We start from the raw sequence: 23,319 nt of genomic DNA, 5'->3' as shown, positions 1-23,319 counted from the left end.
TGGAAGGCTCTGGACGGTCGTCGTCCCGGCTCAGGAACCCGTGCGCCACCAGCTCCCCCACCAGGCGGGAGGTCGTGGACACGTGCAGACCGGTGCGGCGAGCGATCTCGGAGACGGTCAGCGACAGCTCGTCCTGGCTGAACGCCTCCAGGATGCGCGCGGCACGGGAAAGGACCGACTCGTGGTGCGGTGGCTTCATCGCGCGGGCAGTCTGACCCCGACGCGCGCGGCGGTCTCGCGCAGCCAGATATGAGCCGCATCGTGCGTGTGCACCGGATGCCACCACAGGGCCTCCCGCAAGGAGACCGCCTCGTAGGGAGGCTCCACGATCCGCACGGGGGCGATCGGCGCGAGCAGTCGGGCGAGCCGGGCCTGGACCATGGCGATGCGCCGGGTGCCGCCCACCAGCTGCGGTAGCAGCTGGAAGCTATCGACGGAGACCTCCACGCGTGGCTCCACGCCGAGCATTCCGAGCTGGCGCACGGCCGGTGCGTCGTACGTGCGCTGGTAGGTGACCCACGGCAGTTCCTCGAGGTCCTGCCGGGTGAGCTGGTCGGTGACGGATGGGTGGTCGTCGGCGACCACGAAGACCCATCGGTCGTGGTAGAGGTCGGTGGCGGGGAAATCGCTGATGACGCCGTGCGGCATGAGCAGTCCGTCGACGGTGCTGAGCAGGGTGGCGGTGTCGTCGACCACGGTGGGCGGGGTCTGTGCGAAGCGCAGCCGGATTCCGGGGGCCTCCTCGTGGACGGCGCGGGCGAGTTCGGCGCCGAAGACGGCGACGGCGTAGTCGGAGGCCACCAGCTTGAACTCACGGCTTTCCTTGGCCGGGTCGAAGTCGGCCTGGCTGGAGAAGAGCCGTTCGAGGACGTCGTAGGCGGTGGAGGTGCGGTCGAGGAGTACCTGTCCGAGGGCGGTGAGTTCGTAGTGGCCGCCGACGCGGGAGAGCAGGTCGTCGTCAAAGTGGCGGCGCAGCCGGGACAGGGCGGCGCTCATGGCGGGCTGGCTTAGTCCGACGCGCTGTCCGGCACGGGTGACGTTGCGCTCCTCCAGTAGCGCGCGCAGGGCCACGACGAGGTTGAGGTCCAGGCGGGCCAGATTCACGTTCTTTCCCTTGCTGTACGGCGTCAGTCGGCGCCGACCAGGGGAAATCTGCCTAACGGATGGCTTCCATCCATGCAATCTATTTCCCTGATCATTGGTGGCGGGTCCAGATTAGTCCCACCGCAATCAGGAGGACATGTCCGTGAAACCCGCTCCCGCTTCCGCACCCTTCGCCGGCCCCTTCGCCCTCGCGACGCTCTCGGCCCCGGACGGTCCCGCGTTCCCCGCGCTGGTCACACCCGAGGAGCACGTGCTGGACCTGCGCGCCGGCCTGGACAACGACCGGCTGACGGTACGTCGGCTCCTAGAGGACTGGGCTGCGGTACTGCCGCGACTGCGCGACCTGGCCGATGACGGCTCTGTGGAGCGCAGGCCGCTGGCGCAGTTCCGGGTGCACGCCCCCGTCGAACCGCGGCAGGTCTTCCAGTCCGGCGCCAACTACCGCCAGCACGTCATCGATCTGCACGTGGCGCACCGCACGCCCGGTGACGACCGCCCGGAGGACGAGCGGCGCGCGGAGGCCGCGGAGATCATGGACCGGCGGACGAAGGCCGATCTGCCGTATGTCTTCATCGGCCTGCCGAGCGCCATCACCGGGCCCTACGACGACGTCGTACTCCCCGCATGGGCCGAAAAGCCGGACTGGGAGCTGGAGTTGACGGCCGTGATCGGCCGCCCGGCGTACCGGATCTCCGCCGACGAGGCGCTGGAGTACGTCGCCGGGTACACGATCGCCAACGATCTCACCGACCGCGCGACCGTCTTCCGCCGGGACATGCCGCAGATCGGCACCGACTGGCTGCGCAGCAAGAACGCGCCGGGGTTCACCCCGCTCGGCCCGTGGATCGTGCCCGCCGAGTCGATCGCCAGCCCCGACGACCTGCGGCTGGTGCTGAAGCTGAACGGCGAGACCATGCAGGACGAGTCCACCAAGGACATGATCTTCAATGTGGCGCGGATGGTCTCCTACGCGTCGCAGGCCGCTCAGCTCCTCCCCGGAGACCTGGTGCTGACGGGTTCACCGGCCGGGAACGGCATGCACTGGGGCCGCCTGCTGCGCGACGGAGACGTGATGGACGGCTCCATCACCGGGCTCGGCGCGCAGCGCACCCGATGTGCGGCGGAGGTGGCGTCGTGACGGCTCCGCACCGGGCCGACCCGGAGGGCGCGATCGCCGAGGCAGCCAAGGCGTACTCGAACTGGGGGCGTTGGGGCGAGGACGACCGGATCGGCACGCTCAACTTCCTCGACGAGGCCAAGCGCCGCGAGGGCGCCACGCTGGTACGGCGAGGCGTCAGCTTCTCCCTCGCACAGCGCTTCGACATGGACGGCCCGCAGAAGGGCTGGCGGCGCCGGACCAACCCCGTCCACACAATGCTCGACACCGGTACCGACGCCGCCCTCGGCAACCAGGGCTTCCCGCACGGGATCGGCGGCGCCGACGACGTGATCGCCATGCCGCTGCAGTGCTCCACACAGTGGGACGGGCTCGGCCACATCTTCGACCACGGCAAGGCGTGGAACGGCCGCCCGGCGGAACAGGTCGTCACCTCCGACGGCGACCTGGTCACCGGCATCGAGCACATGGCCCCCTACCTCGCCGGGCGCGGCATCCTTCTCGACGTGGGCCACGTAATCGGCGAGGACGGCGAATTGCCGGACGGTTTCGCGATCACCGAGGAGCATTTGAGCACGACCGCGAAGGCGCACGGCGTGACCGTCGGCCGCGGCGACATCGCGCTGGTGCGCACCGGGCGCCTCGCGCGCGCCCGGCGCGAGGGCTGGGGCGAGTACGCCGGCGGCCCGGCACCCGGCCTCTCGTTCACCACAGCCGGCTGGCTGCACCGCACCGAGATCGCCGCGATCGCCACCGACACCTGGGGCTTCGAGGTCCGGCCCAACGAGTTCGACCACGCCTTCCAACCGCTGCATCAGGTCGCCATCCCCAACATGGGCCTGCTCATCGGCGAGATGTGGGACCTGGACGCGCTCGCCGACGACTGCGCACACGACGGTGCGTACGACTTCTGGCTGACCGCCGCCCCGCTGCCGATCACCGGCGCGGTCGGCTCCCCGGTCAACCCGGTCGCCGTCAAGTAGCACGCCCTCAGCCCGCAAGTCACCAGCGGAACGAAGGAGTTCCCCCATGAGCACACCCCGCACGGTCCTCGTCATCGGCGGTGGCGCGGCCGGAAACGCCGCGACGATCCTGCTGCGCCGCGCCGGGATCGCCGTCGACCTGATCGAGGCCAAGGACGACTGGAACGCCACCGCGGGCTCCGGCATCACCCTCCAGGGCAACGCCCTGCGCGTGCTGCGCGAACTCGGCGTGTGGGACCAGGTGGAGAGATCTGGCTACGGCTTCGGCGCGGTCGGCATCACCGCCCCCGACGGCACCGTCCTGCACGTCGCGGAAGACCTGCGTACCGGGGGTGACGACCTGCCCGCCACCGTCGGCATGCAGCGCCCCCAGTTGCAGAACATCCTGATCGACGCGGTCCGCGCCAGTGGCGCCACCGTCCGCCTCGGCCTCCGGGCGACGTCGCTGGACCTGTCCGCAGACGACGGCGTCACCGTCGGCTTCAGCGACGACACCGCATCCCGCTACGACCTGGTCATCGCCGCCGACGGAATGGGCTCCACCACCCGCGCCGCGATCGGCATCACGGACCGGCCCGAACCCACCGGCATGGCCATCTGGCGCGTCGCGGCGCCCCGCCCGGCAGGCATGACCCGTACCGACCTCGCCTACGGCGGCCCCGCCTACATCGCTGGCTACTGCCCCACCAGCGAGAGCACGCTCTACGCGTACGTCGTCGAGGCCAACCGAGACCGCGCCTCCATCCCGCCGACCACGTACGCCGACGAGATGCGGTCCCTGGCCCGGCATTACGGCGGCCACTGGCCCGAGATCACCGCGCAGATCACCGACCCGACGCAGGTCAACTACACCTGGTTCGACCGGATGCTGGTCGAGGGGTCCTGGCACCGCGGCCGCGTCGTCCTCGTCGGCGACGCCGCCCACTGCTGTCCGCCCACCCTCGCCCAGGGCGCGGCCCTGTCCCTGGAGGACGCCTGGGTCCTCGCACAGTTGCTGACCGGAGACGACGCCTGGGACGACGTGCTGTTCCAGGCGTACTACGAGCGGCGGATCGCCCGCGTACGGCCCGTCGTGGACGCGTCCGTGCAGCTGGGCCAGTGGCAGCTCGACGGGGTCCGTGACGCCGACGTGCCCGGCCTGATGGGCCGCACCATGACCATGCTGCGGGAGCTGCCGTGACGACGACACCGCCCACGGTCGACGTGCACGCCCACGTCCTGCTGCCCGAGATAGAGGCACTGGTGGATGGCCTGCCCGGGCTCGCCGAGGCAAAGGCCCTGGACGCGCGGCGCAACGGACCGGCCGCCCTTCAGGTCAATGGCCCGATGATCGGCGAACGCATCGCCCGTCTCACCGATCCGGCCGTCCGCCTCGCGGCGATGGACGCCCAGGGTGTGGACGTCCAACTGGTCAGTCCGTCCCCCTCGCACTACCACTACTGGGCCAACGAGGAGACGGCCGAGAAGGTGTACCGGCTCGCCAACGAGGCAACCGCGGCGCACTGTTCGGCCGCACCGGATCGGCTGCACGGCCTCGGTCTCGTACCGCTGCAGCATCCCGAAGAGGCAGTGCGCGCGCTCGAACACGCCTTGGCGCAGGGCCTGTCCGGGGTGGAGATCTCCAGCCACGCCCCGGGGTGCGAACTGTCCGACCCTGCCTACGAACCCTTCTGGTCACGCGCCGAGGAGACCGGCGCGATCGTCTTCCTGCACCCCTTCGGCTGCACCCTCGACGAGCGCCTCGACCAGTGGTACCTGTCCAACTCCGTCGGCCAGCCCACCGAGAACGCCGTCGCCCTCTCCCACCTCATCTTCTCCGGCGTCCTGGACCGTCACCCCGGCTTGAAGGTCATCGCGGCGCACGGCGGCGGATACCTCCCCACCCACATCGGCCGCGCCGACCACGCCTGGACGACCCGCACCGACGCCGGTTCCGGCTGTGTGAACCTGCCCAGCAGCTACCTCAAGCGTCTCTACCTCGATTCCCTGGTACACGACCCGTACGTACTGAGGGAGTTGGTGCGTGCCGCGGGCGCCGATCGGGTGCTGCTCGGCTCCGACTTCCCCTTCGACATGGGCACCGAGGACCCGCTCAGCGCGCTGCGCGCCGCACGTCTACCCGACGCCGCATTCCACGCCGTCCGCGGCGGCAACGCGGCCGCCCTCCTCCATCTCCGGAAGGACTGACCCCATGAGCGGACGTCTGCTCACCCACCTGCGGCACGTCGACCTGGCGGTGCCGGATTACGACAAGCAGCTCGACTTCTACGCCGGCGTCTGGGGTCTGACCAAGGTCGCCGAGGACTCCGGGATCTCCTTCCTGGCCGCCGAGGGCTCCCCCGAGCAGTACGTCGTACGGCTGCGCAAGGCCAGCGAGAAGCGCCTCGACCTCGTCTCGTACGGGGCGGCGTCGACGGCCGACGTGGACACCCTCGCCGAGCAACTCCTCGCCGGAGACGTGCAGTTGATATCGCATCCGGGCGAGGTCGACACCCCTGGCGGCGGCTACGGCTTCCGCTTCTTCGACGTCGACGGCCGCACCATCGAGGTCTCCGCCGACGTCGAGGTCCGACAGCACCGCAGGATCGAGGAGAAGGAGGCCATCCCGGTCAAGCTCTCCCACGTCGTCCTCAACTCCCCCGACCTGAACCGCACACGGGAGTGGTACGAGCGCCACCTCGGCTTCGCCCTGTCCGACACGCTTTCCTCGCCGCACATGGGCGAGGTCATGCACTTCATGCGGATCTCCAACCAGCACCACTCGATGGCCATCGCCCAGGGCCCGCACACCGCCCTGCACCACGTCTCCTTCGAGATGCGCGGCATCGACGAGTACATGCGCGGCTCCGGCCGGGTCATGCGGGCCGGGTTCAAGAAGGTCTGGGGCCCGGGCCGGCACATGGCAGGCGACAACACCTTCACGTACTTCCTCGACCCGCACGGCAACACCGTCGAGTACACGACAGAGTTGGAGAACCTCGACGAGGACACCTGGCACCCGCACGTCTACGACTTCTCCCAGCCCGAGGTCACCGACCAGTGGGGCACCGCCAACGCGATGAACGAGATCGTCGCCAAGGAGTCCTTCAACGACCCGGACCGTGGCGTGTTCGTCGCCCCGCCGGTCTGACCCCCCCCCGAGCTCCGGGGGCGCGGCGGCCCTGTCCATGCCCTGACTCCGCTCCGCGCCCCCGGCCCCTGCCCGCGCCAGGAGCCCCCATGCGATTCGCCACCTACACACACCAGCACCGCACCCGCGTCGCCGTCGTCGAGGCGGACGGCACTCTCTACCCGCTGCCCGGCATCGCGTCACTCACCGAGCTGCTGCGCTCCGGCGGCGGTCTGCCCGCCCTCCTCGACGCGGGCGCAGCCGCGCTCGACGTACCGCCGGGACCGCACGTCTCCCAGGTACGGCTGCTGCCCCCGCTCCAGCCCTCCTCCGTACGCGACTTCGTCACCTTCGAGGAACACGTCGAAGGCGTACGCAAGGCCGTCGACGGCGTCGCCGGAGTGCCCGAGCAGTGGTACGCGGCGCCCACCTTCTACTTCACCAACCCGCACGCCGTGTTCGGCCCGCAAGACGACATCCCGGTTCCCCCGGGCTCGGCCGCCCTCGACTACGAACTCGAAGTCGCCGCCGTCATCGGCCGCGAGGGCAGCGACCTCACGCCCGAGCAGGCCCGCGACCACATCATCGGCTACACCGTCTTCAACGACTGGTCCGCACGTGACCTCCAGTCCGCCGAGATGAAAGTCGGCCTCGGCCCCTGCAAGGGCAAGGACACCGCCACCACGCTGGGCCCCTAGCTGGTCACGGCCGACGAGCTGGAGCCGTACCGCGACGCCGACGGCTTCCTGCGCCTCGCGCTGACCGCCGAGGTCAACGGCCAGGTCGTCGGCAAGGACCTGCTCTCCAACATGAGCTGGACCTTCGAGGAGATGGCCGCCTACGCCTCGCGCGGCACCCGCGTCGTCCCCGGCGACGTCCTGGGCTCCGGCACCTGCGGCAACGGCGGCTGCCTCGCAGAACTCTGGGGCCTGCACGGCGAGCAGGCCCCGCCCCCGCTGCGGCCCGGCGACGTCGTCACCCTCACCGCCGAGGGCATCGGCACGGTCTCCAACACCGTCGTCACCGGCGCCGACCCCATCACCCTGCCCACCGGCAGGCGCCGCTCCCGGGAACGGCCGTGAGCGACCTGCACACCAAGCGGCTTCTCGGCAAGGTCGTGGTCGTCACCGGCGCGGCCCGCGGGCAGGGCGCCGCCGAGGTCGAGGCGCTCACCCGCGAGGGCGCGCGCGTCATCGCCACCGACGTCACCAAGGCCCCGGGCATCCGCCCGCTCGACGTCACCGGCGAAACGCAGTGGGCCCAACTGGCCTCGGAACTGCGGGAGTCATACGGGCAGATTCACGGCCTGGTCAACAACGCGGGCGTCACCTGGCGGGCCCGTCTGGACGAAATACGCGCCGACGACTTCGCCCGCGTCCACGCTGTCAACGTCACCGGCCCGCTGCTGGGCATCCAACACCTCACCCCACTGATGCCACCCGGCGCCTCGATCGTCAACGTCGGCTCCTCCGCCGCCCTCACCGCCCACTACCCGGTCGCGTACACGGCCAGCAAATGGGCCCTGCGCGGCCTGTCCAAGACCGCGGCACTCGAACTCGGGCCACGCGGCATCCGCGTCAACACCATCCACCCCGGCTTCATCGAGACCGGGATGACCGCGTCGGCCGCCCCCGCCTTCCGCGAGAGCAACCTTCGCGAGACCCCGCTCGGCCGCACCGGCACCGTCGACGAGATCACCCCGCTCGTCACGTTCCTGCTGTCGGACGACGCCTCCTTCATCACCGGGGCCGAGATCCCGGTCGACGGCGGCTACACCGCCCACGGCGGCGCCAAGTCGATCTCCGACGCCCTGCGCACGGAAGCCGGATCGTAAGGCGCGCGGAAGGCGAATCCGTCCTGCCCTGATCACCCCACCCGCTCCCCTGAAAGGACCGCGTACCACCGTGGACAAAGTCATCGGCAGCGCCGCAGAGGCGGTCGCCGACATCCCCGACGGCGCCTCCCTCGCCGTCGGCGGCTTCGGCCTCTCCGGTATCCCTGGCACCCTCATCGACGCTCTCCATGCCCAGGGCGCACACGGGTTGAAGGTCGTCTCGAACAACTGCGGCGTCGACGACCACGGCCTGGGCGTGCTGCTCTCCGCCAGGCGCATCGCCCGCGTCACCGGCTCCTACGTCGGAGAGAACAAGGAGTTCGCCCGCCAGTACCTCTCCGGAGAACTCGAGGTGGAACTCACCCCGCAGGGCACCCTCGCCGAACGCCTGCGCGCGGGCGGGGCCGGCATCCCGGCCTTCTACACCCCGGCCGGCGTCGGCACCCAGGTCGCGGACGGCGGCCTGCCCTGGCTCTATGCCCCGGACGGCACCGTTGCTGTGGCCTCCCCGCCCAAGGAAACCCGCACTTTCCGCGGCCGCCCGCACGTCCTGGAGCACGGCATCACCACCGACTACGCCCTGGTGCGCGCCTGGCGCGGGGACCGCCACGGCAACCTCGTCTTCCGCCGTGCCGCCGCCAACTTCAACCCCCTGGCCGCCATGGCCGGCGGTGTCACCCTCGCCGAGGTGGAAGAACTCGTGGAACCAGGCGAGCTGTCCCCCGACGCCATCCACCTCCCCGGGATCTTCGTCCAGCGGATGGTGCGTCTCACCCCGGAACAGGCCGCTGCCAAGCGGGTCGAGCGCCGGACGACTTCCACTCCTTCGACACGAGAGCCGGTACGTTCCTGATGCCCTGGACCCGCGACCAGATGGCCGCCCGCGCCGCCGCCGAACTCACCGACGGCTCGTACGTCAATCTCGGCATCGGCCTGCCGACCCTGATCCCCGGACACCTCCCGCCCGGCGTCCATGTCGTCCTGCACTCGGAGAACGGCATCCTGGGCACCGGCCCGTACCCCACGGACTCGGAAGTCGACCCCGACCTGATCAACGCCGGCAAGGAGACGGTGACCGTCCGGCCGGGGGCCGCCTTCTTCGACTCCGCCCTCTCCTTCGGCATGATCCGCGGCGGTCACATCGACACCGCGGTCCTCGGCGCCATGCAGGTCTCCTCCCGCGGCGACCTCGCCAACTGGATGATCCCCGGCAAGATGGTCAAGGGCATGGGCGGCGCCATGGACCTCGTCCACGGTGCCCGTCGCGTCATAGTCCTCATGGACCACACCGCGAAGGACGGCACTCCTAAGATCCTCGACGAGTGCACCCTGCCCCTGACCGGCGAACGCTGCGTCCATCGCATCATCACCGACTTCGGTGTCCTCGACGTCTCCCCCGACGGCCTCACCCTGATCGAGACCGCCCCCGGCGCTAGCGTCGACGACATCACACGCCGAACGGCGGCGCCACTCAAAGTGCACGGCCTCGTAGCTGACTGACAGTCCCCAGCCCCAGGACCGGTCCGCAACGCCGTCGCCGGCAACTCGCCGCCGGGGGCGCCCTTGCCCACCTCACTGACAACACTGACCGTGAGGTCTCATCAACGTGGTCTCGCTGACGCGCCAGCGGGAAGCGGCCTGGGCGGTGCCGTAGCGGTCGGTGACCTTCGCCGTTTCCGCGTCGGGCTCGCCCCAGATCCGGCCTGGCGAAGCGGAACTCCTTGCCGTGCTAAGGCGGTCGCCCGCCCCGGGGATAGGACAGGGAGTACTCCTTGAGCGAGGGTGTCGGCCGTCGCATCATCCGGTCCGCACGCATGCGCCCCAGGGCCTCAACGGGGAGGCCGTCGAGGAGGTGGGCTATGCGCTGGGCGTCGAAGACGACCAGGCTGTCGGCGTCACAGGCATCCCACTGCCCCTAGGCGATCAGGTCGGTGACCACGCGGCGAACCTGGGTCTCAGTGGCTTCGGCGACATCGTCGTCGGGGCCGAGCCGTTGCGCGTCGAGTAGCTGGCACTACGACGTCCGCACGGTTTCCAGGGCTACGACGAACGAGTACGGCCAGCCGGGAATGAACTGGTCACTGAACAGGCGGTCCGGGCTGGTCGGCGCGTCGGGCCGCAGTCAAGCGCCGGCCAGACCTCACTCGGAATTCGGTGGACGTTGGTCGAACTGGAGAGCCCGGTCAGTCGCCTGACCAACCCCGGCAACAAGCGGGCGACAGCTACCCTGCGGCACGCGGTCGACCAGATCGAGGAGTGGCGCAGGTGGTTGTCCGCCGACCTGCATTACGCCCGCTCCGCGCGCGACGCCGACGGACTAGGTCTGCAGGCACCACGGCCGAAGTCCCAGGTTTGATCATCATGGCTCGCGAGACTTATGACGACGCAGCCTCCGAAATCCGGTGTGGTGCTGATGCGACAGTCACGTTGACGTCTGAGGGGGGATGGTGGGTGGGTCGGGTGCGCATCAGCCCTTCTCGGCCCCGGGCCCCAGGCGCCAGGCATGGGGCCTGGCATGGGCGAGGGCGGGTCGCGGGTGCGGGTGTGCTCAGGCGGACGTGTTGACGCCGAGACTGAAGTCGAAGGTTCCTGCGCCGTGGCGGCCCAGGCCCATCATCAGCAGGCCTGTTCCCTCCAGCCAGCGCGCCATTTCCAGGGAGCCGGTGTCCAGCGGCCGCAGTCCGAGGCTCTTGATGAATGCCGCCACAATCGCCTTGGCCTGGGCGTCGTCTCCGGCGATGAGCACGTCCAGCGGGCGGCCCTGGGCCAGGACGTGGCCGAAGACGGTGTTGAACGCCTTCACGACGTGCGCGCCGGCGGGGGCGACCTTGGCGATCTCCTGCGCAATGGAGGTGCCGACAGCGGTGGTCAGCCCGGTGGCGTCGGAGTTGAAGGCGTTGGTGATGTCGACGATGACCTTGCCGGCCAGCATGTCGCCGTACTGGGCGACGACCGGCGCCGCGTTGTCGTGCGGCACGGCGAGGATGACGATGTCGCCGGCCGGTGCGGTGCCGAACATCCCGGCCGTGGTGCCGCTGCCGAGGGCTTCGGCCAGGTTCTTGGCCCTGGCCGCGTCGCGGCCGATGACCTCGACGGCGTTGCCGCCTGCGACCGCCCGGGCGCCTATGGCGCGGGCCATGTTTCCCAGGCCGATGATGCTGATGTCGCTCATGACGTATCTCGTTCCTCAGTCGTGACAGATGGGGTGGGGACGCGACCTGCTTGTCGCGCCTGTGCCGCTCGTCCCGGCGGTCAGGCCCAGCGCGCTCCGCCGTCGACGTGGAGGGTCTCGCCGGTGATGAAGGGGTTGGTCAGCAGCGCACGAGCGGCGGCCGAGACGTCGGAGGGCTCCCCGACACGGCGCGCCGGCACGGAAGCCGCGACGCGCTGGAACAGCTCGTGCTTGTCGGCTACCGCGGTGTTCCACGCGCTGGTGGTGATCACCCCGGGCGAGATGGCGTTGACGCGGATAGGCGCCAGTTCAACCGCGAGGGCGGATGCGAGCACGCTGACGCTGCCGTTGGTGGCTGCCATCACGACGCCTCCCGATGACGGCCGCCACGCCCCCAGGCCGGAGAAGAACAGCAGCGATCCCTCTTCGGCGATCATCGGGGCGAAGTGCTTGGCCAGCAGGATGGGTCCGAGGACCTTGGCATCGAAGGCCGCGAGCAGCGCGCGGCGCTCGAGGGAAGCGACCGGCCCGCCGGCCCGCTCCGTGGCGACGCTGACAAGGTGGTCGAGCGCGCCGACCGCCCTGAGCTGATCCGCGGCCGCCTGGACCGACCCCTCGTCCGACAGGTCGAGAGCGACAGACCGGACCGCGTCCCCGATGGCCTTCGCCGCGACAGCCGTCCTCTCGATGTCCCGGCCCGCGAGGGTGACCCGCGCACCCTCGCGCAGGAGATCGGAAGCCAGGGCGGCAGCGATGTCCGAACTGCCCCCCACGATCAGAACATGTTTGTGCTTCAGCGAGTACGCCATGGAATGCTCCTCGAAGTTGCGCAGGACGAGCGGTGAGCCCGCCCTCTGTCCGCTGTGCAACTGTCGGCGGGGAGCCATCCTTCCCGTCGGACTATCGATAGAAAGACGGGTTGCGATAGATATTGCTCATATCTGCGGATGGAATGCGTGCCTGACCACCACGTCCGACACCTTCTCCATATCCGCCAACCGGCGATCTTGCATCAGTTCTGAGGACGAAGCCGTGATCGCGCTACTGGCCTGCGGACCGCCACCGTGCGCGCCTGGTTGCCGCCGGCCGTGCGAGCTGCCCAGTCGCGCCGCGTCGTGGGACAGCGATGCCACACGGCTCGTCTGCGTCGTCGGGCAGGGCGCCCGCGCGCCCTCCGGGCGGTCGCCGCAGCAACGCCGGCCCGTGCGGGCGTCGATGCGTCCAGGTCCGGCCTTCGCCGAGTCGATGGGTGCTGACGCCGCCCCGCTGTTGGTCGCCGGCGAACGACCTGGTTGCCTACCGCCTCGGCGGTTCGATCCTCAGGAGGACGGTCGCACCTTCGCGGGAGTCGAGTTGTCCCCTCCGAGTTGAGTTCGCACGTCGCGGGGCACGTGCACGCCGTGCCTGCGCATGTTGGCGATGAACCGCGCGGCGAGCGGGTCGGGTGTGGTGGAGGTGACCGCCACGAGTTGCCTGACCCAGTGTGGTGAGAACGATCGGACCGCGCCCGGGAAACCGGTGCTGATCGCGCTCACCGGGCATACCGCGACCCCCAGGCCGGCGGCCGCAAGTTGCGGGGCTGCGACAGTCACCGATGTCCTCATCACAGGCTCCGGGCGGACTCCGGCCTTGGTGAGGGACCGGTCAAGCCACGTGCTGAGGCCGTTGTCCGGAGCGAAGTGGACAAGGCGCACTCCATCGAGATCCTTTACGTGGACGACGGACTGCCGGGTGATGGGATGGTCCGTTGGCGCCGCCAGCACAATCTCCTCCTCAGCGACCACGGTGGCCGTGAAGCGGTCGGGCACCGGAGCGGGCATCAACACCACGTCCGCTTCGTCGGCGTCGACGAAGCCGTGAAGCTCTTCCGCCGACGTGGACTCACGCAATGTGATCGTCACCTTGGGGTGACGGCGGTGCCACTCGCGAACGACCGGGGCGAGTACCGAGACGAGGCTCTGCGCGCAGGCCAACCGCAGCGATCCCCCGGTCGCCTCGCCGACGGCGCGGGCCGACCGGACCGCGGAGGCAGCCGCCTCGACCGCTCGTCTGGCATCCGCGACGGCGGCGCGCCCAGCAGGAGTGAGCTTGACTCCCCTGGGTTCGCGGCGGAGCAGCACCGTTCCTACCTCGCGTTCCAGCGCCGCGAGCTGATGAGAGACCGCCGGCTGCGACGAATGAAGCAGCCGGGCCGCATGGGTGACCGACCCGGAGTCCGCGACCGCGACAAGGCACTCCAGCGCCCGGAAAGAAGGCATGCGAAAATATTATCGCACTCCCTCCATCTATGAATCTTTTCGAGGGAATGGCTCGTGACAGGAGACCGCTCTACCCCGTGAGTCCTTCTCGCCCCGAAGCAGGCGAGGAGGCCGATCTCGACGGAGGAGAGTTTCATGGCACGAGCATTCGTCACAGGCGGCTCGGGGTTCATCGGCAAGGTACTGGTACGCAGGCTCCTGCAGGAGGGGCACTCGGTAGCTGTTCTGGTCCGTAGTGAGGCATCGGCCGCGAAGGTGTCGGCACTGGGCGCCGAGCCCGTGCGGGGCGAGTTGACCGACCCGACCACGTGGCGCAACGGTGTGACGGGCAGTGATGTGGTGTTCCACCTCGCTGCGGAGACGGACATCACCGCTGATCGTGAGCGCCACGAGCTTGTGACGGTCCACGGTACCCAAGCAGCCGTCGATGCGGCCCGCCACGCGCAGGTTTCCCGGTTCGTCCACTGCGGGAGCGAAGCCGCGCTCCTCGCCGGTGACCCGCTCGTGGACGTCGACGAGACCGCGCCGCTGCGACCCGACTCCGAAGCCGCCTACTGTGCGGTGAAGGCCGTGGCCGAGCAGATCGTGCTCGACGCGAACACCGCGGACTTCGCCACGGTGTCGATTCGCCCGAGGTTCGTCTGGGGTCCCGGCAGCTTCCTCGTCGAAGGCTTGGCGGCGGCGGCGAAGGCCGGGCAGTTCGCCTGGATCGGCGGAGGCCGGCACACAACCGACGTCACGTTCGTCGAGAACGCCGTCGAGGGACTCATGCTCGGATGGCGGCGCGGCCGACCGGGTCAGGCCTACTTCGTCACCGACCGGCACCCTGTCTCCCTTCGCGAGTTCCTGGAGACCCAGTTCGAGATCCATGGCGTCGGTGTCCCGATCCCCGACCTGGACGCCGAGACAGCCGCCCGCGAAGTCCCCGTCCCCGCCCGGTGGTTCCTCGGGCAGCAGTGCACCCTGCGGACGGACAAGGCCGTGGCCGAACTCGGATACGAGCCCGTTGCCTCCCACGCCACCGGCCTGGAGGCCGTCAGGAACTCGGTGGCCGTCAGCCGCGCGTGAAGCGCCGCCCACGTTCAACCGGCATACGTCAAGAGCCATCTGGAGACTTCTGTGTTTGAAGCGATAAATTGGCCGGAGGCCATGGCCCCCAGTCGCTCCCCGATCCACTTCACCAACGAGCTCGAGGTCGAAGCTTCTCCCGAAACGATCTGGTCCCTGCTCGTGGACCCCCGAACCTGGCCCGCCTTCTACCCGGGCGTCGAACATGTCCAGCTACTTGACGGCCATGAATCGCTGCACCTCGGAACCCGATTCGAAACGAACCTGGCCGGCCAGGACGTCTTCGCATCCGTACAGGAATTCCAACCTGTGACACGTATCGCCTGGGGAGGTCGCCCCAAGGCGTCGGAAGCATCCAAGGCCTACCACGCCTGGATCATCACACCCACGCCGAGGGGAAGCCACCTCTGGACCGAGGAGACCATGCAGGGCCCGCTCTGGATCGAATTGGCGAAGCAGGATCCTGAAGTCTTCTGGCGCACACACGAGAACCTTCTCGCGGCGCTCGCCAAGGTAGCGGCCGAGCGTGACAACCGCGCCGGCTGACACTCTCCCACACGTTTGGACAGGAACCGCGAATGTACGACAAGGTGAATTGGCCCCGACGGTACGACCCGAAAACTTCGGCTCTCTACGCGCTCAACGACATCGACGTGAAGGCGCCGCCTGAAGTGGTATGGAAGCTGCTCGTCGATGCCGAGAACTGGTCGAGCTACTTTCCTCCCGAAGATCAGGTCAAGATCCTGGGCGATGAGACACTACTGGAGCTCGGAACCACGTACAGCCGGGTGACGGTGGGTTTTCCCATGACTCTCAACGTGACGGAGCATGAGCCCTTCACCAGGCTCTCGTGGGAGACGACAGTCGACGGCGACCAAACCGGTTCAAGCGCGTACCACGGCTGGGTGATCACGCCCACGAAAAATGGTTGCCACGTGCTGACCGAGGAAACGCAGCAGGGCCCATTCTTCCTCGAGGAACTCGGCCACAAGCACCCCGGTGCGCTCTACCGCTATCACCAGGACTGGGTCGAACGTCTCGCCCGTGCCGCAGAAGCAGAGGTCGCGAAACCCGCGGCCTGACACGCATACACACGCGGGCGTGGGCAAGTCCCCTGACCTCGGGCTTTCACGGAGGGGGCTGCCTGATCGGTGGTCAGGCAAGCGAAAGGTGCCTCTGACCGGCAAAAATGAGGACTGTCGAAGTCCTTCTTCCTGCCACCGTCGGAGGCACTTTGAGCTGCCCCGAGTTTCGTAGAGTCCGGTGATCTTGTTTCAGGCAGACTGTGGGACTGGTTCCTGGCGTCGCCAGTAGCCCTGTTCGTGCTCGGCGGGCGGCACGTAGTCGAGTGCGGAGTGGAGCCGTTCCTCGTTGTACCAGGTGATCCACTGGAAGATCGCCCGTTCGACCTGGTCGATGTCCTTCCAGGGGCCTTGCATCTCGATCAACTCGGCCTTGAACGTGCCGTTCAGGGCCTCGGCCATGGCGTTGTCGCAGCTGTCAGCGACGGACCCGACGGAGGCGGAAGCGCCGAGGTCGGCGAGTCGGCCGGTGTACCGAATTGATACGTATCGGGCGAGTTCAACCGGTCGCTGCAACACCGGGCTGCTGTAGTGAGCGTAGCTGCTCCTCGAAGACCTCGGCCGGGGTCTTCCAGCCGACGATCATCCGGGAGTACCCGTCCAGGACGAACGCCACATACGCCCAGCCCGACCAGGTGCGGACATACGTGATGTCGGCGACCCACAGCTGGTCCGGCCGGCTCGCGGTGAAGTCCCGGTCGACCAGGTCCGGCGGGCGCGGCGCCGACGGCTCCGGAACTGTCGTGCGACGCCGCCGTGCTCTTGGAGGCGACCTGCCACTGGGCCAGGACCACGCTGTGGTGGTCCTGGCCGCCCGCAGCCGCCGACCGCGATCACCCGCCGCACGGTGATAGGGCTCTTTGAAATTCCCCACCCCCTGCTCAGGGTCTCCCCAGACCCGCTCACTGCAGTTCCCCACCCGCGCCGCGCTGATCTGCGGTCGGGCGACACAGCGGAGGGGCCGGCCGATAGCCAGCCAGTTCCAGGGGCGGGTCGAGCTGTCCAGGGTGGGCGGAGCCCAGCGCAACGCGCCGCCGAAGGCGCCCTTGACCGATCGGCACGGCCCGCACACTCAACGAGCGGGCGGCCCCGACCCCTCGTTGAGTGTGCAACCAAGTGGGGAACTTGAGCGCGCCTGGGGAATTTCGGAGATCCCCATCACCGGCCCCGTCTTCGTCTTCGACTCGTCCGGGACTGGTGTTCTAGCCTGGAGAAACGCGGTGATCGCCGTGTCCAGGGCGTCACCGTATCCAGTGCTGGCCATGGGCCCGACCACGGGCAGTTGGACATGCGCGTTGAGACGGCTCCCGGCCAATAGAGTTGAGGGGCGGGCGGCACGCTCGATGGCGCTGACGGTCTCCGCGCCCGGCTTCAAGCGTGGCAGCGACCCCGACTTTGGCTCCGAGGCCAATGCCGAACACGGCTTCGCGTCACGACTCCGGCACAATCCCAGGCGCGGAGGGATTGTCAAGGCTCGTTGATTTTGTGGGTGGGTGCTCTCGTTGATTTACTGAAGCGGGGGCCCGACATGCTCGGTATCGTACTTGACCGCAAGCACCTCGATGCGCGAGTCATTGTCATTGATGGTCCCGCCATTTTCCTGAGCGAGCGCGGCGATCTCGTAGAACAGCCCGTCCGGGCCGGCGGGCGCGAACATGACCAGGAACCTCGCCCGCTCGCGTCCGACCACCCGGGGCGCGTGGACCGTTCCGCGCGGCACCATGACGAGCGTGCCAGGCCTGGCGCTTACCCGCTGGTCGCCGATCTGGAAGTCCATCTGGCCCTGAAGGACATAGAAAAGCTCCTCGCTGCTGTGATGGATATGAAGAGGGGGCCCGAAGCCGGGCTCCGCCGTCCCCTCCATCACAGCGATGGAGCCGGAGCCCTGGTCGGCGGCGACCTTGCCAACCAAGTTGGGTATCAGCAGGCCGTCGCCGGGGATCGGCCGGCCCTCGCCGGCCGGTAGGACGATCGCCCCATTTGGCAGGTAGCTCACGAGGTTCCCTTCTGAACGGAAGCGGAATTTACGTGCAACACAAACGCCTTGGCCTGCAACCGGTTTACGAATACGAATGCCGACATGGCTGACTCCTTGGTGACTTGCCTTTCATAGGCGGGTCTCTCCGTAGCCGCTTCGGGGGGCTGCGGAAAGACTCCATTTCCAGTTCAGCATCAGGGTTCGCTTCCACGAGTCGATGCAGTCGCGGATTCTGCTTGATCAGGACATTCACGCTGGAGAAGGTGCGTATGGTCAGTCGCGGACGGCGAGGCCGATGGAGAAGCTGCTGCTGTGGACGGCTTTGCCGAACATGGCGCGCATCAACAGCACGCTCGTTCCTTCGAGCCAACGGGCGCTCGTCAGGTCGCCGACGTCGAGCGGGCGCAGCGCGAGGCTCTCGACGAACAACGACACGCGCGCCTTGGCCTCGGCGTCGTCGCCAGCGATGAACACGTCCAGCGGGCGGGGATCCTCCGGCGTGTGGGCGGCCAGCACGTGGCCGAAGACGGTGTTGAACGCCTTGACGACGTGCGCTCCCTTGGGAGCGCGCTTGGCGATCTCCTGCGCGGCGGAACTGCCCTCTGGCGTAATCAATCCCGTGAGGTCGGGATTGAACGGGTTGGTGATGTCGACGATCACCTTGCCCGCCAGCGCGTTGCCGAACTGGCGCACGAGCGGTACGGCGTGGGCGTAGGGCACGGCGAGGATGACGATGTCGCCGGCCGGGGCCGCGCCGATCGTCCCCGCCGTAGCGCCGCCGATCGCCGTGGCCAGAGCGTCGACCTTGGAAGCATCGCGGCCGATGACCTCGACCGCGTTGCCGCCCGCGAGTGCGCGGCTGCCCAGGGCGCGGGCCATGTTCCCCGTCCCAATGATGCTGATCCTGCTCATGAGGTGTGCTCTCCTTCTTCTTCTCGATCTTTCGGTTTTCCTCGCCGGCGCCGGGTCAGGCGCACGGTCGAGGGCGTGGGCCGCGCGGTTGACGCCGACGAGGGCGTTGCGCTCGGTCGCGGTCAACTCGGCTTCCCAGAGGTCGGCGAGGGATCCGCCCCAGGCACGCGAGCGGTCTCCGTTGTTGTGCGGGATCCCGGTGCCGTCGGCTCGGTTCAGATGGTGGCGATGCCGGTGCCGACCTTGTCGGCTTCCTCGAGCGCCCTGGTGCGCAGCTCGGCGGCCAGATCGCGCAGGCTTTCCATGCCGGGGGTGGTGGCTGCGAGGGTGAGTTCGCGCTCGATGACGGTCAGGTCGGCCTCCCAGACGTCGGCGAGGATGCGCCTGAGGTAGGGGGTGGAGTGGTCCCAGCCCTCGCGCGGGGTGCCCGGGCCGTAGCCGCCGCCGCGCACGGTGACCAGCACGGTCGGCTTGCCCTTCAGGACGGGCGTGGTCGGTCCGGCGGCGGCGATCACCAGGTCGACCCACGTCTTGAAGTGCTGGGAGACGCCGAAGTTGTAGAACGGCACGGCCATGATGACGACATCGGCCGACGCCAGCTCCTCGACGAGGTCCCTGGCGTTCGCGAGCGCCTCACGCTGGGCGGGGGTGCGCTCCGATTCCGGGGTGAAGCCGGCGACGGTGGCGCTCGCCCAGATGTGGGCCGGCAGCGGGTCGGCGCCCAGATGACGGCGCACCACCTTCTCGCCGGGATGCGCTGCCGTCCACTTCGCCTCGACTACGTCGGCGATCTCGGCGCTGGCGGAGGCCGCGGGCAGGATGCTGGCATCGAGTCGGAACAGAGTCATGGTGGAACTCCTTGGTCGGTCTTGCCTGCGCCTGGGGCGGCGCAGGTCGCGAAGCGGTCTTGGCGCCTCGCACCATCACAAGCGGACTTTACCCCAAACGGACTTCACCCCGGATAATATTCCGCTCGGGTAGGGTGTGTGACCGTGAACGCCTTCCGCCTGCCCATCGGTCCTCCGGGTGCCGAGCGTGCCGACGCCGCCCGCAACCGCGAACACCTGCTGATGGTCGCCCGCGAGATGATCTCCGAAAGCGGCGTGAGACGGCTCACCATGGACGCACTGGCCGAGCGGGCCCAACTGGGCAAGGGAACCGTCTTCCGGCGTTTCGGCAGCCGAGCCGGGATCTTCGCCGCGTTGCTCGACGACGCCGACCGCACATTCCAGCAGCAGGTGCTCTACGGGCCGCCGCCACTGGGTCCCGGCGCCGACGTGATCGCCCGGCTGGTCGCCTACGGCCGCGCGCGCATCGAATTCCTGCTCGAGCATCATGCGATCGAGCGCGCCGCACTCGATCGCAACCAGCAGGTGACCATCGCCGCCGGAGGGATGTCGACCACCCACATCCGGATGCTCCTCGGGCAAGCCCGGCGCGAAGGCCTCCTGGACACCGCCGATATCGACAGCCTGGCAATGCAGCTCGCCGCAGCCCTCGAGGGCCCCTTCGTGATGTACCTGGCGCCCGCGGAGAACGCCACCGCAGGTTCGGCTCGCCGAGCAGTCGCGCTGGCCGACAGCTGGGAGTCACTTGTCGAACAAGTCTTGAAGGTTCAATGAGCGACTCAGGGAACTTGTAAGGGCTCGCCGAGCGCGGTACCTTAGGGGCGCCGGTCGCGTCCTGAGTTCCTTGACCTGCAAGGTTGTCCAGCAACTGGCCGCCCCCATCGCGGACCTCGCCTCGCGAAGGAAATGCCGACGGGCTCTCACGCTGGATCGTCCAGGTCCGCGCAGTAGGTCTGCCTCATCTGCACTCCTTCGCCCGGGGCCTGGACCGCGACGCCGTGATCGCCGCGCTCACGCTTCCGTACGGCGACGGCCCCACCGAAGGCGTCAATACGAAGACCGAGCGGATCGCGCGCCAGATGCACAGACGGGCGGACTTCACCCTTCTTCACCACCGCATCCTCCCCGGATAGCGGCACGTTCCGTCACCACCGAAAGTGGGACAGGGCCGTTAACTGGACACACCCCGACTAGCCTCGATCTTTCGTGACGGTCCGTCGGTTTCTTCGGCGGGCCGTTTCGGTTGTTCGGGCTGGTGGTGGGCACGTTGATGGCCCGGCTGTCGCGTCGGGTGGCGCCGGGTTCCACGGCTCCGGTCGGGGTGGTGCTGCTCGCAGGGGCGGGAGCAGTCTGGTCAGCCGGGGTTCGGGAGAGCTTCGAGCCGGGCGATGGCTTCGGTTATCACCTCGGTCCAGGGCCAGTGGCGTGCGAATCTCAGGTGCCGGCGACGGGCGGTCGTGACGAGTTGGGCGGCGGCGGAGAAGAGGCGGAGCCGGAGCCGGCGGGGCTCCCACCTGCGGGTTTTTCCGGTCAGGGCGAGCATGGGCAGCCAGGCCAGCAGGTCGAGGGCGATCTGGACGATCTCCAGCCAGATCTGGTTCTGCGCGGTGTCGTGCAGGGGCAGGTTGCGCAGGCCGGTGGCGCGGGCGGCACGGATACGGTCCTCGGCCCGTGCGCGTTGGCGGTGCCGCAGTTCGAGTGCGGCAATGGGGATGTCGGTGGTGCTGGTGGCGAACGCGGTGAGCCGGAGGCCGTCAGCGTCGGTGAACCGCAACTGGGCCCCGGGGTGGGTGAGTCGGCCCGCAGCGCGGTGCCGGTGTTGCCACCGGTCCGTTTCTGCGGACCGCTCGCCGAACCCGGCGTGCGCGTTTCCACGCACCGGGCTCTCCACGGTCTCTGCCGTCAGGCGTGGTTGGCCAGGATCCAGGGGTTCGGGATCTTATTGCCGCGGTACCGGTACCTTTCGGTTGGCACCCGGCCGAGGTTGAACAATTCGATCCCGTCCGATGAGGGCATCAGCCACCGGCCGGTGTGGTCGGTGAGATGCCTTCGCAGGTCGGTCCAGCTCCAGCGGTGCAGCCGCATCCACCACCGGGCAATCCGCCGCCAGACGAAAATGGCGAGAGTCTGCAAGGTGCTCTTCGCGACTGCATATCTGAAGTAGTTGGACCAGCCGCGCATGATCCGGTTGAGCCGTCTCAGCACGTCCCTGGGTGGCTGTTGCGACAACCTGTGTGTCAGGGCACGAATCTTGTCCTTCAAGGACCGGATGGGCCGGTCAGCTATGAAGGTATAGACGTACCACTTGTCCGTACCTCGCTTGCGTTTCCACTGGAGGCGGAACCCAAGGAAGTCGAACCCTTCGCTCATGTGCACGACGCGGGTCTTGGCTTCGGAGAAACGAAGTCCCAGCGGCGCGAGCACATCAGCAATTTCCTCGCGCAGGACTTCCGCATCGTCACGGCTGCCGAACACGAGCACGACGAAATCATCCGCATAGCGGATGATCCGCCAGTTCGGCAATCCCCTCCGGCGACGGAGGGCGCGACTTACGGGGCTGGCCATCGTCCCGCCCGGCCGCCATGGGCCATGGGCATGCTCATCGAGCACGCTCAGGGCGATGTTGGCTAGCAGGGGGGACAGGATGCCTCCCTGCGGCGTGCCGGTCGGGTTGTCCTCGAAGTGACCGGTTTCAGTCATCACCCCGGCCTTGAGGAACGCCTTGACCAGCAGCAGCACGCGCTTGTCCTTCACCCGGGTCCGCACTCGGTCCATGAGGGCCGTGTGGTCGATCGAGTCAAAGCACGCCTCGATATCCGCATCCAGCACCCAGCGGTAGCCTTTGGTGCCGAAATACTGAATCTCCGCGACCGCGTCGTGTGCCCTTCGCTTCGGCCGGAATCCGTACGAGACCGGCAGAAAGCCGGCCTCGAAGATCGGCTCCAGCACGAGCTTCAGCGCCGCCTGAACGACCCGATCCGCAATGGTCGGAATCCCCAGCTTCCGGACTTTGCCGCTGCCGCCCGGCTTGGGGATCTTACGCTCCCGCACCGGAAGCGGACGAAACGATCCGTCTTTCAGCTGGGTTTGCAGGTCGTCCAGGAATCCGGACACACCGACGCCCTCCTCGATATCGGCGGCGGTCAGGCCGTCGACTCCAGGAGTTTTCGCGCCGGTGTTGCCCGCGACCCGATCGAACGCCGCCAGCAGCGTCGCCGGGTCGTGCACGAAGTTGAACAGGTCGTCGAACCTGCGGCCGGAGTCGGCCGCCGCCCAACGGTGAAGCTTGGCCTGCATCCTCGATACCCGGGCGCGCGGCCCCACCGGGTCCATCGCATTCGCGGCGCCGATGTTCACCGACGCGTCTTTCGACATTGCAGCCTCCTTCCCTTCTCGAAACCGTTGCCGTCCTTCCCCATGTGCCGGGCTTTCCCCGGCTCGGAGTACTACGACGGCTCCGCCCCATCCCGGCCCGATCTGCGGTCGGTGCGCTCAGCCGCCCGGTCGGGTTGGCGGCCCGGCCGGGTGGCAGGACCCGGATGGTTCCCGTGTTCACTGTGATTCGCTCGACGGAGGAGGAGCCCGACTCTGTCCCTGCGGCATCACCACGGCTACCCCGCAGCACTTCACCGTGGTCTCCCGGCCAGCCGTCCTATCCGGCCCAGGAGTTACCCGCCGATATCCGACGGGTTGCGCACCGCCCCCGGCCCATATCCACCAGATTCGAGCCGGTGCAAGATGAAGGGACGTAAACGCCGGTTCCTCTCGTACTCCTTTCCGTCCCGCTCGCCGGACCCGCACCATCTGGCAGTGCTGACACGTCCCGGCTTTGTCAGGGCTGCTTCCCGCCCTCA

Annotated in this window: 23 protein-coding genes and 4 pseudogenes; 14 read left to right on the top strand and 13 right to left on the bottom strand. The window is 68.5% G+C overall.

The genetic code is table 11. The features are described from left to right. Positions 1–79: 79 nt before the first annotated feature. Positions 80–199 (bottom strand): annotated as a pseudogene (locus OG370_RS33120) (helix-turn-helix domain-containing protein); the annotation flags it as partial. Further along, on the bottom strand, positions 196–1,104 hold the full coding sequence (locus OG370_RS33115) for a LysR family transcriptional regulator (RefSeq protein ID WP_328470757.1): 909 nt from the start codon (positions 1,102–1,104) through the stop codon (positions 196–198). The pseudogene OG370_RS33120 and the gene OG370_RS33115, both read right to left, overlap by 4 nt. 136 nt (positions 1,105–1,240) lie before the next feature. On the opposite strand from OG370_RS33115, the gene OG370_RS33110 reads away from it, so the two are divergent. The 9 genes and pseudogenes from OG370_RS33110 to OG370_RS33070 all read left to right on the top strand — a co-directional run bounded on the left by OG370_RS33110 (position 1,241) and on the right by OG370_RS33070 (position 9,647). Further along, positions 1,241–2,242, top strand: coding sequence for a fumarylacetoacetate hydrolase family protein (locus tag OG370_RS33110; RefSeq protein ID WP_328470755.1), 1,002 nt, complete (start codon positions 1,241–1,243; stop codon positions 2,240–2,242). Beyond that, the gene (locus OG370_RS33105; protein WP_328470753.1) at positions 2,239–3,204 is read left to right on the top strand and encodes a cyclase family protein; all 966 of its coding nucleotides are present in this window, start codon (positions 2,239–2,241) and stop codon (positions 3,202–3,204) included. The genes OG370_RS33110 and OG370_RS33105 overlap by 4 nt, the downstream gene beginning before the upstream one ends. 46 nt (positions 3,205–3,250) lie before the next feature. Beyond that, on the top strand, positions 3,251–4,384 hold the full coding sequence (locus OG370_RS33100) for an FAD-dependent oxidoreductase (RefSeq protein WP_328470751.1): 1,134 nt from the start codon (positions 3,251–3,253) through the stop codon (positions 4,382–4,384). Next, entirely contained in the window at positions 4,381–5,391 is a 1,011-nt protein-coding gene (locus OG370_RS33095) for an amidohydrolase family protein (protein ID WP_328470749.1), read from the top strand. Before OG370_RS33100 ends, OG370_RS33095 begins: the two co-directional genes overlap by 4 nt. A 4-nt stretch (positions 5,392–5,395) precedes the next feature. Next, on the top strand, positions 5,396–6,334 hold the full coding sequence (locus tag OG370_RS33090) for a VOC family protein (RefSeq protein WP_328470747.1): 939 nt from the start codon (positions 5,396–5,398) through the stop codon (positions 6,332–6,334). 89 nt (positions 6,335–6,423) lie between these two features. After that, positions 6,424–7,395, top strand: a pseudogene (locus OG370_RS33085) (fumarylacetoacetate hydrolase family protein). Further along, complete coding sequence (locus OG370_RS33080; RefSeq protein WP_328470745.1) at positions 7,392–8,147, top strand: SDR family NAD(P)-dependent oxidoreductase; 756 nt, start codon at positions 7,392–7,394, stop codon at positions 8,145–8,147. The pseudogene OG370_RS33085 and the gene OG370_RS33080 overlap by 4 nt, the downstream one beginning before the upstream one ends. A gap of 70 nt (positions 8,148–8,217) precedes the next feature. After that, entirely contained in the window at positions 8,218–9,000 is a 783-nt protein-coding gene (locus OG370_RS33075) for a CoA transferase subunit A (protein ID WP_328470743.1), read from the top strand. After that, positions 9,000–9,647 (top strand): CoA transferase subunit B, encoded by a 648-nt coding sequence (locus OG370_RS33070; protein WP_328470741.1) that lies wholly within the window; start codon positions 9,000–9,002, stop codon positions 9,645–9,647. Before OG370_RS33075 ends, OG370_RS33070 begins: the two co-directional genes overlap by 1 nt. Before the next feature lie 117 nt (positions 9,648–9,764). Here the strand turns inward: OG370_RS33070 and OG370_RS33065 are convergent. The 4 genes and pseudogenes from OG370_RS33065 to OG370_RS33050 form a co-directional block, all read right to left on the bottom strand. After that, positions 9,765–10,269 (bottom strand): annotated as a pseudogene (locus tag OG370_RS33065) (transposase); the annotation flags it as partial. Positions 10,270–10,695: 426 nt separating this feature from the next. Further along, entirely contained in the window at positions 10,696–11,319 is a 624-nt protein-coding gene (locus OG370_RS33060; RefSeq protein WP_328470739.1) for an NADPH-dependent F420 reductase, read from the bottom strand. 80 nt (positions 11,320–11,399) lie between these two features. Further along, positions 11,400–12,128 (bottom strand): SDR family oxidoreductase, encoded by a 729-nt coding sequence (locus OG370_RS33055; RefSeq protein WP_328470737.1) that lies wholly within the window; start codon positions 12,126–12,128, stop codon positions 11,400–11,402. Positions 12,129–12,638: 510 nt separating this feature from the next. Next, the gene (locus OG370_RS33050; protein WP_328470735.1) at positions 12,639–13,577 is read right to left on the bottom strand and encodes a LysR family transcriptional regulator; all 939 of its coding nucleotides are present in this window, start codon (positions 13,575–13,577) and stop codon (positions 12,639–12,641) included. Between the two features lie 135 nt (positions 13,578–13,712). Between OG370_RS33050 and OG370_RS33045 the strand changes: the two genes are divergently transcribed. Genes OG370_RS33045 through OG370_RS33035 form a run of 3 tightly spaced genes read left to right on the top strand, consistent with a single transcriptional unit; the run spans position 13,713 to position 15,727 of the window. Continuing rightward, the gene (locus tag OG370_RS33045) at positions 13,713–14,645 is read left to right on the top strand and encodes an NAD-dependent epimerase/dehydratase family protein (RefSeq protein ID WP_328470733.1); all 933 of its coding nucleotides are present in this window, start codon (positions 13,713–13,715) and stop codon (positions 14,643–14,645) included. A gap of 51 nt (positions 14,646–14,696) precedes the next feature. Beyond that, on the top strand, positions 14,697–15,191 hold the full coding sequence (locus tag OG370_RS33040; protein ID WP_328470731.1) for an SRPBCC domain-containing protein: 495 nt from the start codon (positions 14,697–14,699) through the stop codon (positions 15,189–15,191). A 32-nt stretch (positions 15,192–15,223) separates the two neighbouring features. Then, entirely contained in the window at positions 15,224–15,727 is a 504-nt protein-coding gene (locus OG370_RS33035) for an SRPBCC domain-containing protein (RefSeq protein WP_328470729.1), read from the top strand. A gap of 192 nt (positions 15,728–15,919) precedes the next feature. Here OG370_RS33035 and OG370_RS33030 read toward each other — a convergent pair whose 3' ends face one another. The 5 genes from OG370_RS33030 to OG370_RS33010 form a co-directional block, all read right to left on the bottom strand. After that, positions 15,920–16,129: an integrase core domain-containing protein gene (locus OG370_RS33030; RefSeq protein ID WP_328470658.1), complete on the bottom strand. Its 210-nt coding sequence runs from the start codon at positions 16,127–16,129 to the stop codon at positions 15,920–15,922. A gap of 97 nt (positions 16,130–16,226) precedes the next feature. Next, positions 16,227–16,601, bottom strand: coding sequence for a DDE-type integrase/transposase/recombinase (locus OG370_RS33025; RefSeq protein ID WP_328470727.1), 375 nt, complete (start codon positions 16,599–16,601; stop codon positions 16,227–16,229). A gap of 633 nt (positions 16,602–17,234) precedes the next feature. Beyond that, positions 17,235–17,723, bottom strand: a complete 489-nt coding sequence (locus OG370_RS33020) for a cupin domain-containing protein (protein ID WP_328470725.1) — start codon at positions 17,721–17,723, stop codon at positions 17,235–17,237. Between the two features lie 255 nt (positions 17,724–17,978). After that, entirely contained in the window at positions 17,979–18,617 is a 639-nt protein-coding gene (locus OG370_RS33015) for an NADPH-dependent F420 reductase (RefSeq protein WP_328470723.1), read from the bottom strand. A 215-nt stretch (positions 18,618–18,832) separates the two neighbouring features. Further along, positions 18,833–19,465, bottom strand: a complete 633-nt coding sequence (locus tag OG370_RS33010; protein WP_328470721.1) for an FMN-dependent NADH-azoreductase — start codon at positions 19,463–19,465, stop codon at positions 18,833–18,835. Between the two features lie 144 nt (positions 19,466–19,609). Between OG370_RS33010 and OG370_RS33005 the strand changes: the two genes are divergently transcribed. Both OG370_RS33005 and OG370_RS33000 read left to right on the top strand, forming a co-directional pair. Next, entirely contained in the window at positions 19,610–20,239 is a 630-nt protein-coding gene (locus OG370_RS33005; RefSeq protein ID WP_328470719.1) for a TetR/AcrR family transcriptional regulator, read from the top strand. A 119-nt stretch (positions 20,240–20,358) separates the two neighbouring features. Next, a pseudogene (locus OG370_RS33000) lies at positions 20,359–20,598 on the top strand (ISL3 family transposase); the annotation flags it as partial. 221 nt (positions 20,599–20,819) lie between these two features. Here OG370_RS33000 and OG370_RS32995 read toward each other — a convergent pair. Further along, positions 20,820–21,344, bottom strand: a complete 525-nt coding sequence (locus OG370_RS32995; protein WP_328470717.1) for a transposase — start codon at positions 21,342–21,344, stop codon at positions 20,820–20,822. A gap of 23 nt (positions 21,345–21,367) precedes the next feature. Beyond that, complete coding sequence (gene ltrA / locus OG370_RS32990; protein WP_328460845.1) at positions 21,368–22,840, bottom strand: group II intron reverse transcriptase/maturase; 1,473 nt, start codon at positions 22,838–22,840, stop codon at positions 21,368–21,370. Between the last annotated feature and the right edge of the window lie 479 nt (positions 22,841–23,319).

The organism is Streptomyces sp. NBC_00448 (assembly GCF_036014115.1).
Taxonomy (GTDB): Bacteria; Actinomycetota; Actinomycetes; order Streptomycetales; family Streptomycetaceae; genus Actinacidiphila.
Note: the sequence above shows the minus strand (reverse complement) of the source record. Positions and strands in the feature narration are given on the sequence as shown.

Excerpts from the sequence above, each read along its gene's own strand:
- OG370_RS33110 (WP_328470755.1), top strand. The coding sequence starts at position 1,241 with ATGTCCGTGAAACCCGCTCCCGCTTCCGCACCCTTCGCCGGCCCCTTC.
- OG370_RS33100 (WP_328470751.1), top strand. The coding sequence starts at position 3,251 with ATGAGCACACCCCGCACGGTCCTCGTCATCGGCGGTGGCGCGGCCGGA.
- OG370_RS33090 (WP_328470747.1), top strand. The coding sequence starts at position 5,396 with ATGAGCGGACGTCTGCTCACCCACCTGCGGCACGTCGACCTGGCGGTG.
- OG370_RS33070 (WP_328470741.1), top strand. The coding sequence starts at position 9,000 with ATGCCCTGGACCCGCGACCAGATGGCCGCCCGCGCCGCCGCCGAACTC.
- OG370_RS33060 (WP_328470739.1), bottom strand. The coding sequence starts at position 11,319 with ATGAGCGACATCAGCATCATCGGCCTGGGAAACATGGCCCGCGCCATA.
- OG370_RS33055 (WP_328470737.1), bottom strand. The coding sequence starts at position 12,128 with ATGGCGTACTCGCTGAAGCACAAACATGTTCTGATCGTGGGGGGCAGT.
- OG370_RS33050 (WP_328470735.1), bottom strand. The coding sequence starts at position 13,577 with ATGCCTTCTTTCCGGGCGCTGGAGTGCCTTGTCGCGGTCGCGGACTCC.
- OG370_RS33045 (WP_328470733.1), top strand. The coding sequence starts at position 13,713 with ATGGCACGAGCATTCGTCACAGGCGGCTCGGGGTTCATCGGCAAGGTA.
- OG370_RS33035 (WP_328470729.1), top strand. The coding sequence starts at position 15,224 with ATGTACGACAAGGTGAATTGGCCCCGACGGTACGACCCGAAAACTTCG.
- OG370_RS33030 (WP_328470658.1), bottom strand. The coding sequence starts at position 16,129 with ATGGCCGAGGCCCTGAACGGCACGTTCAAGGCCGAGTTGATCGAGATG.
- OG370_RS33015 (WP_328470723.1), bottom strand. The coding sequence starts at position 18,617 with ATGAGCAGGATCAGCATCATTGGGACGGGGAACATGGCCCGCGCCCTG.
- OG370_RS33010 (WP_328470721.1), bottom strand. The coding sequence starts at position 19,465 with ATGACTCTGTTCCGACTCGATGCCAGCATCCTGCCCGCGGCCTCCGCC.
- ltrA (WP_328460845.1), bottom strand. The coding sequence starts at position 22,840 with ATGTCGAAAGACGCGTCGGTGAACATCGGCGCCGCGAATGCGATGGAC.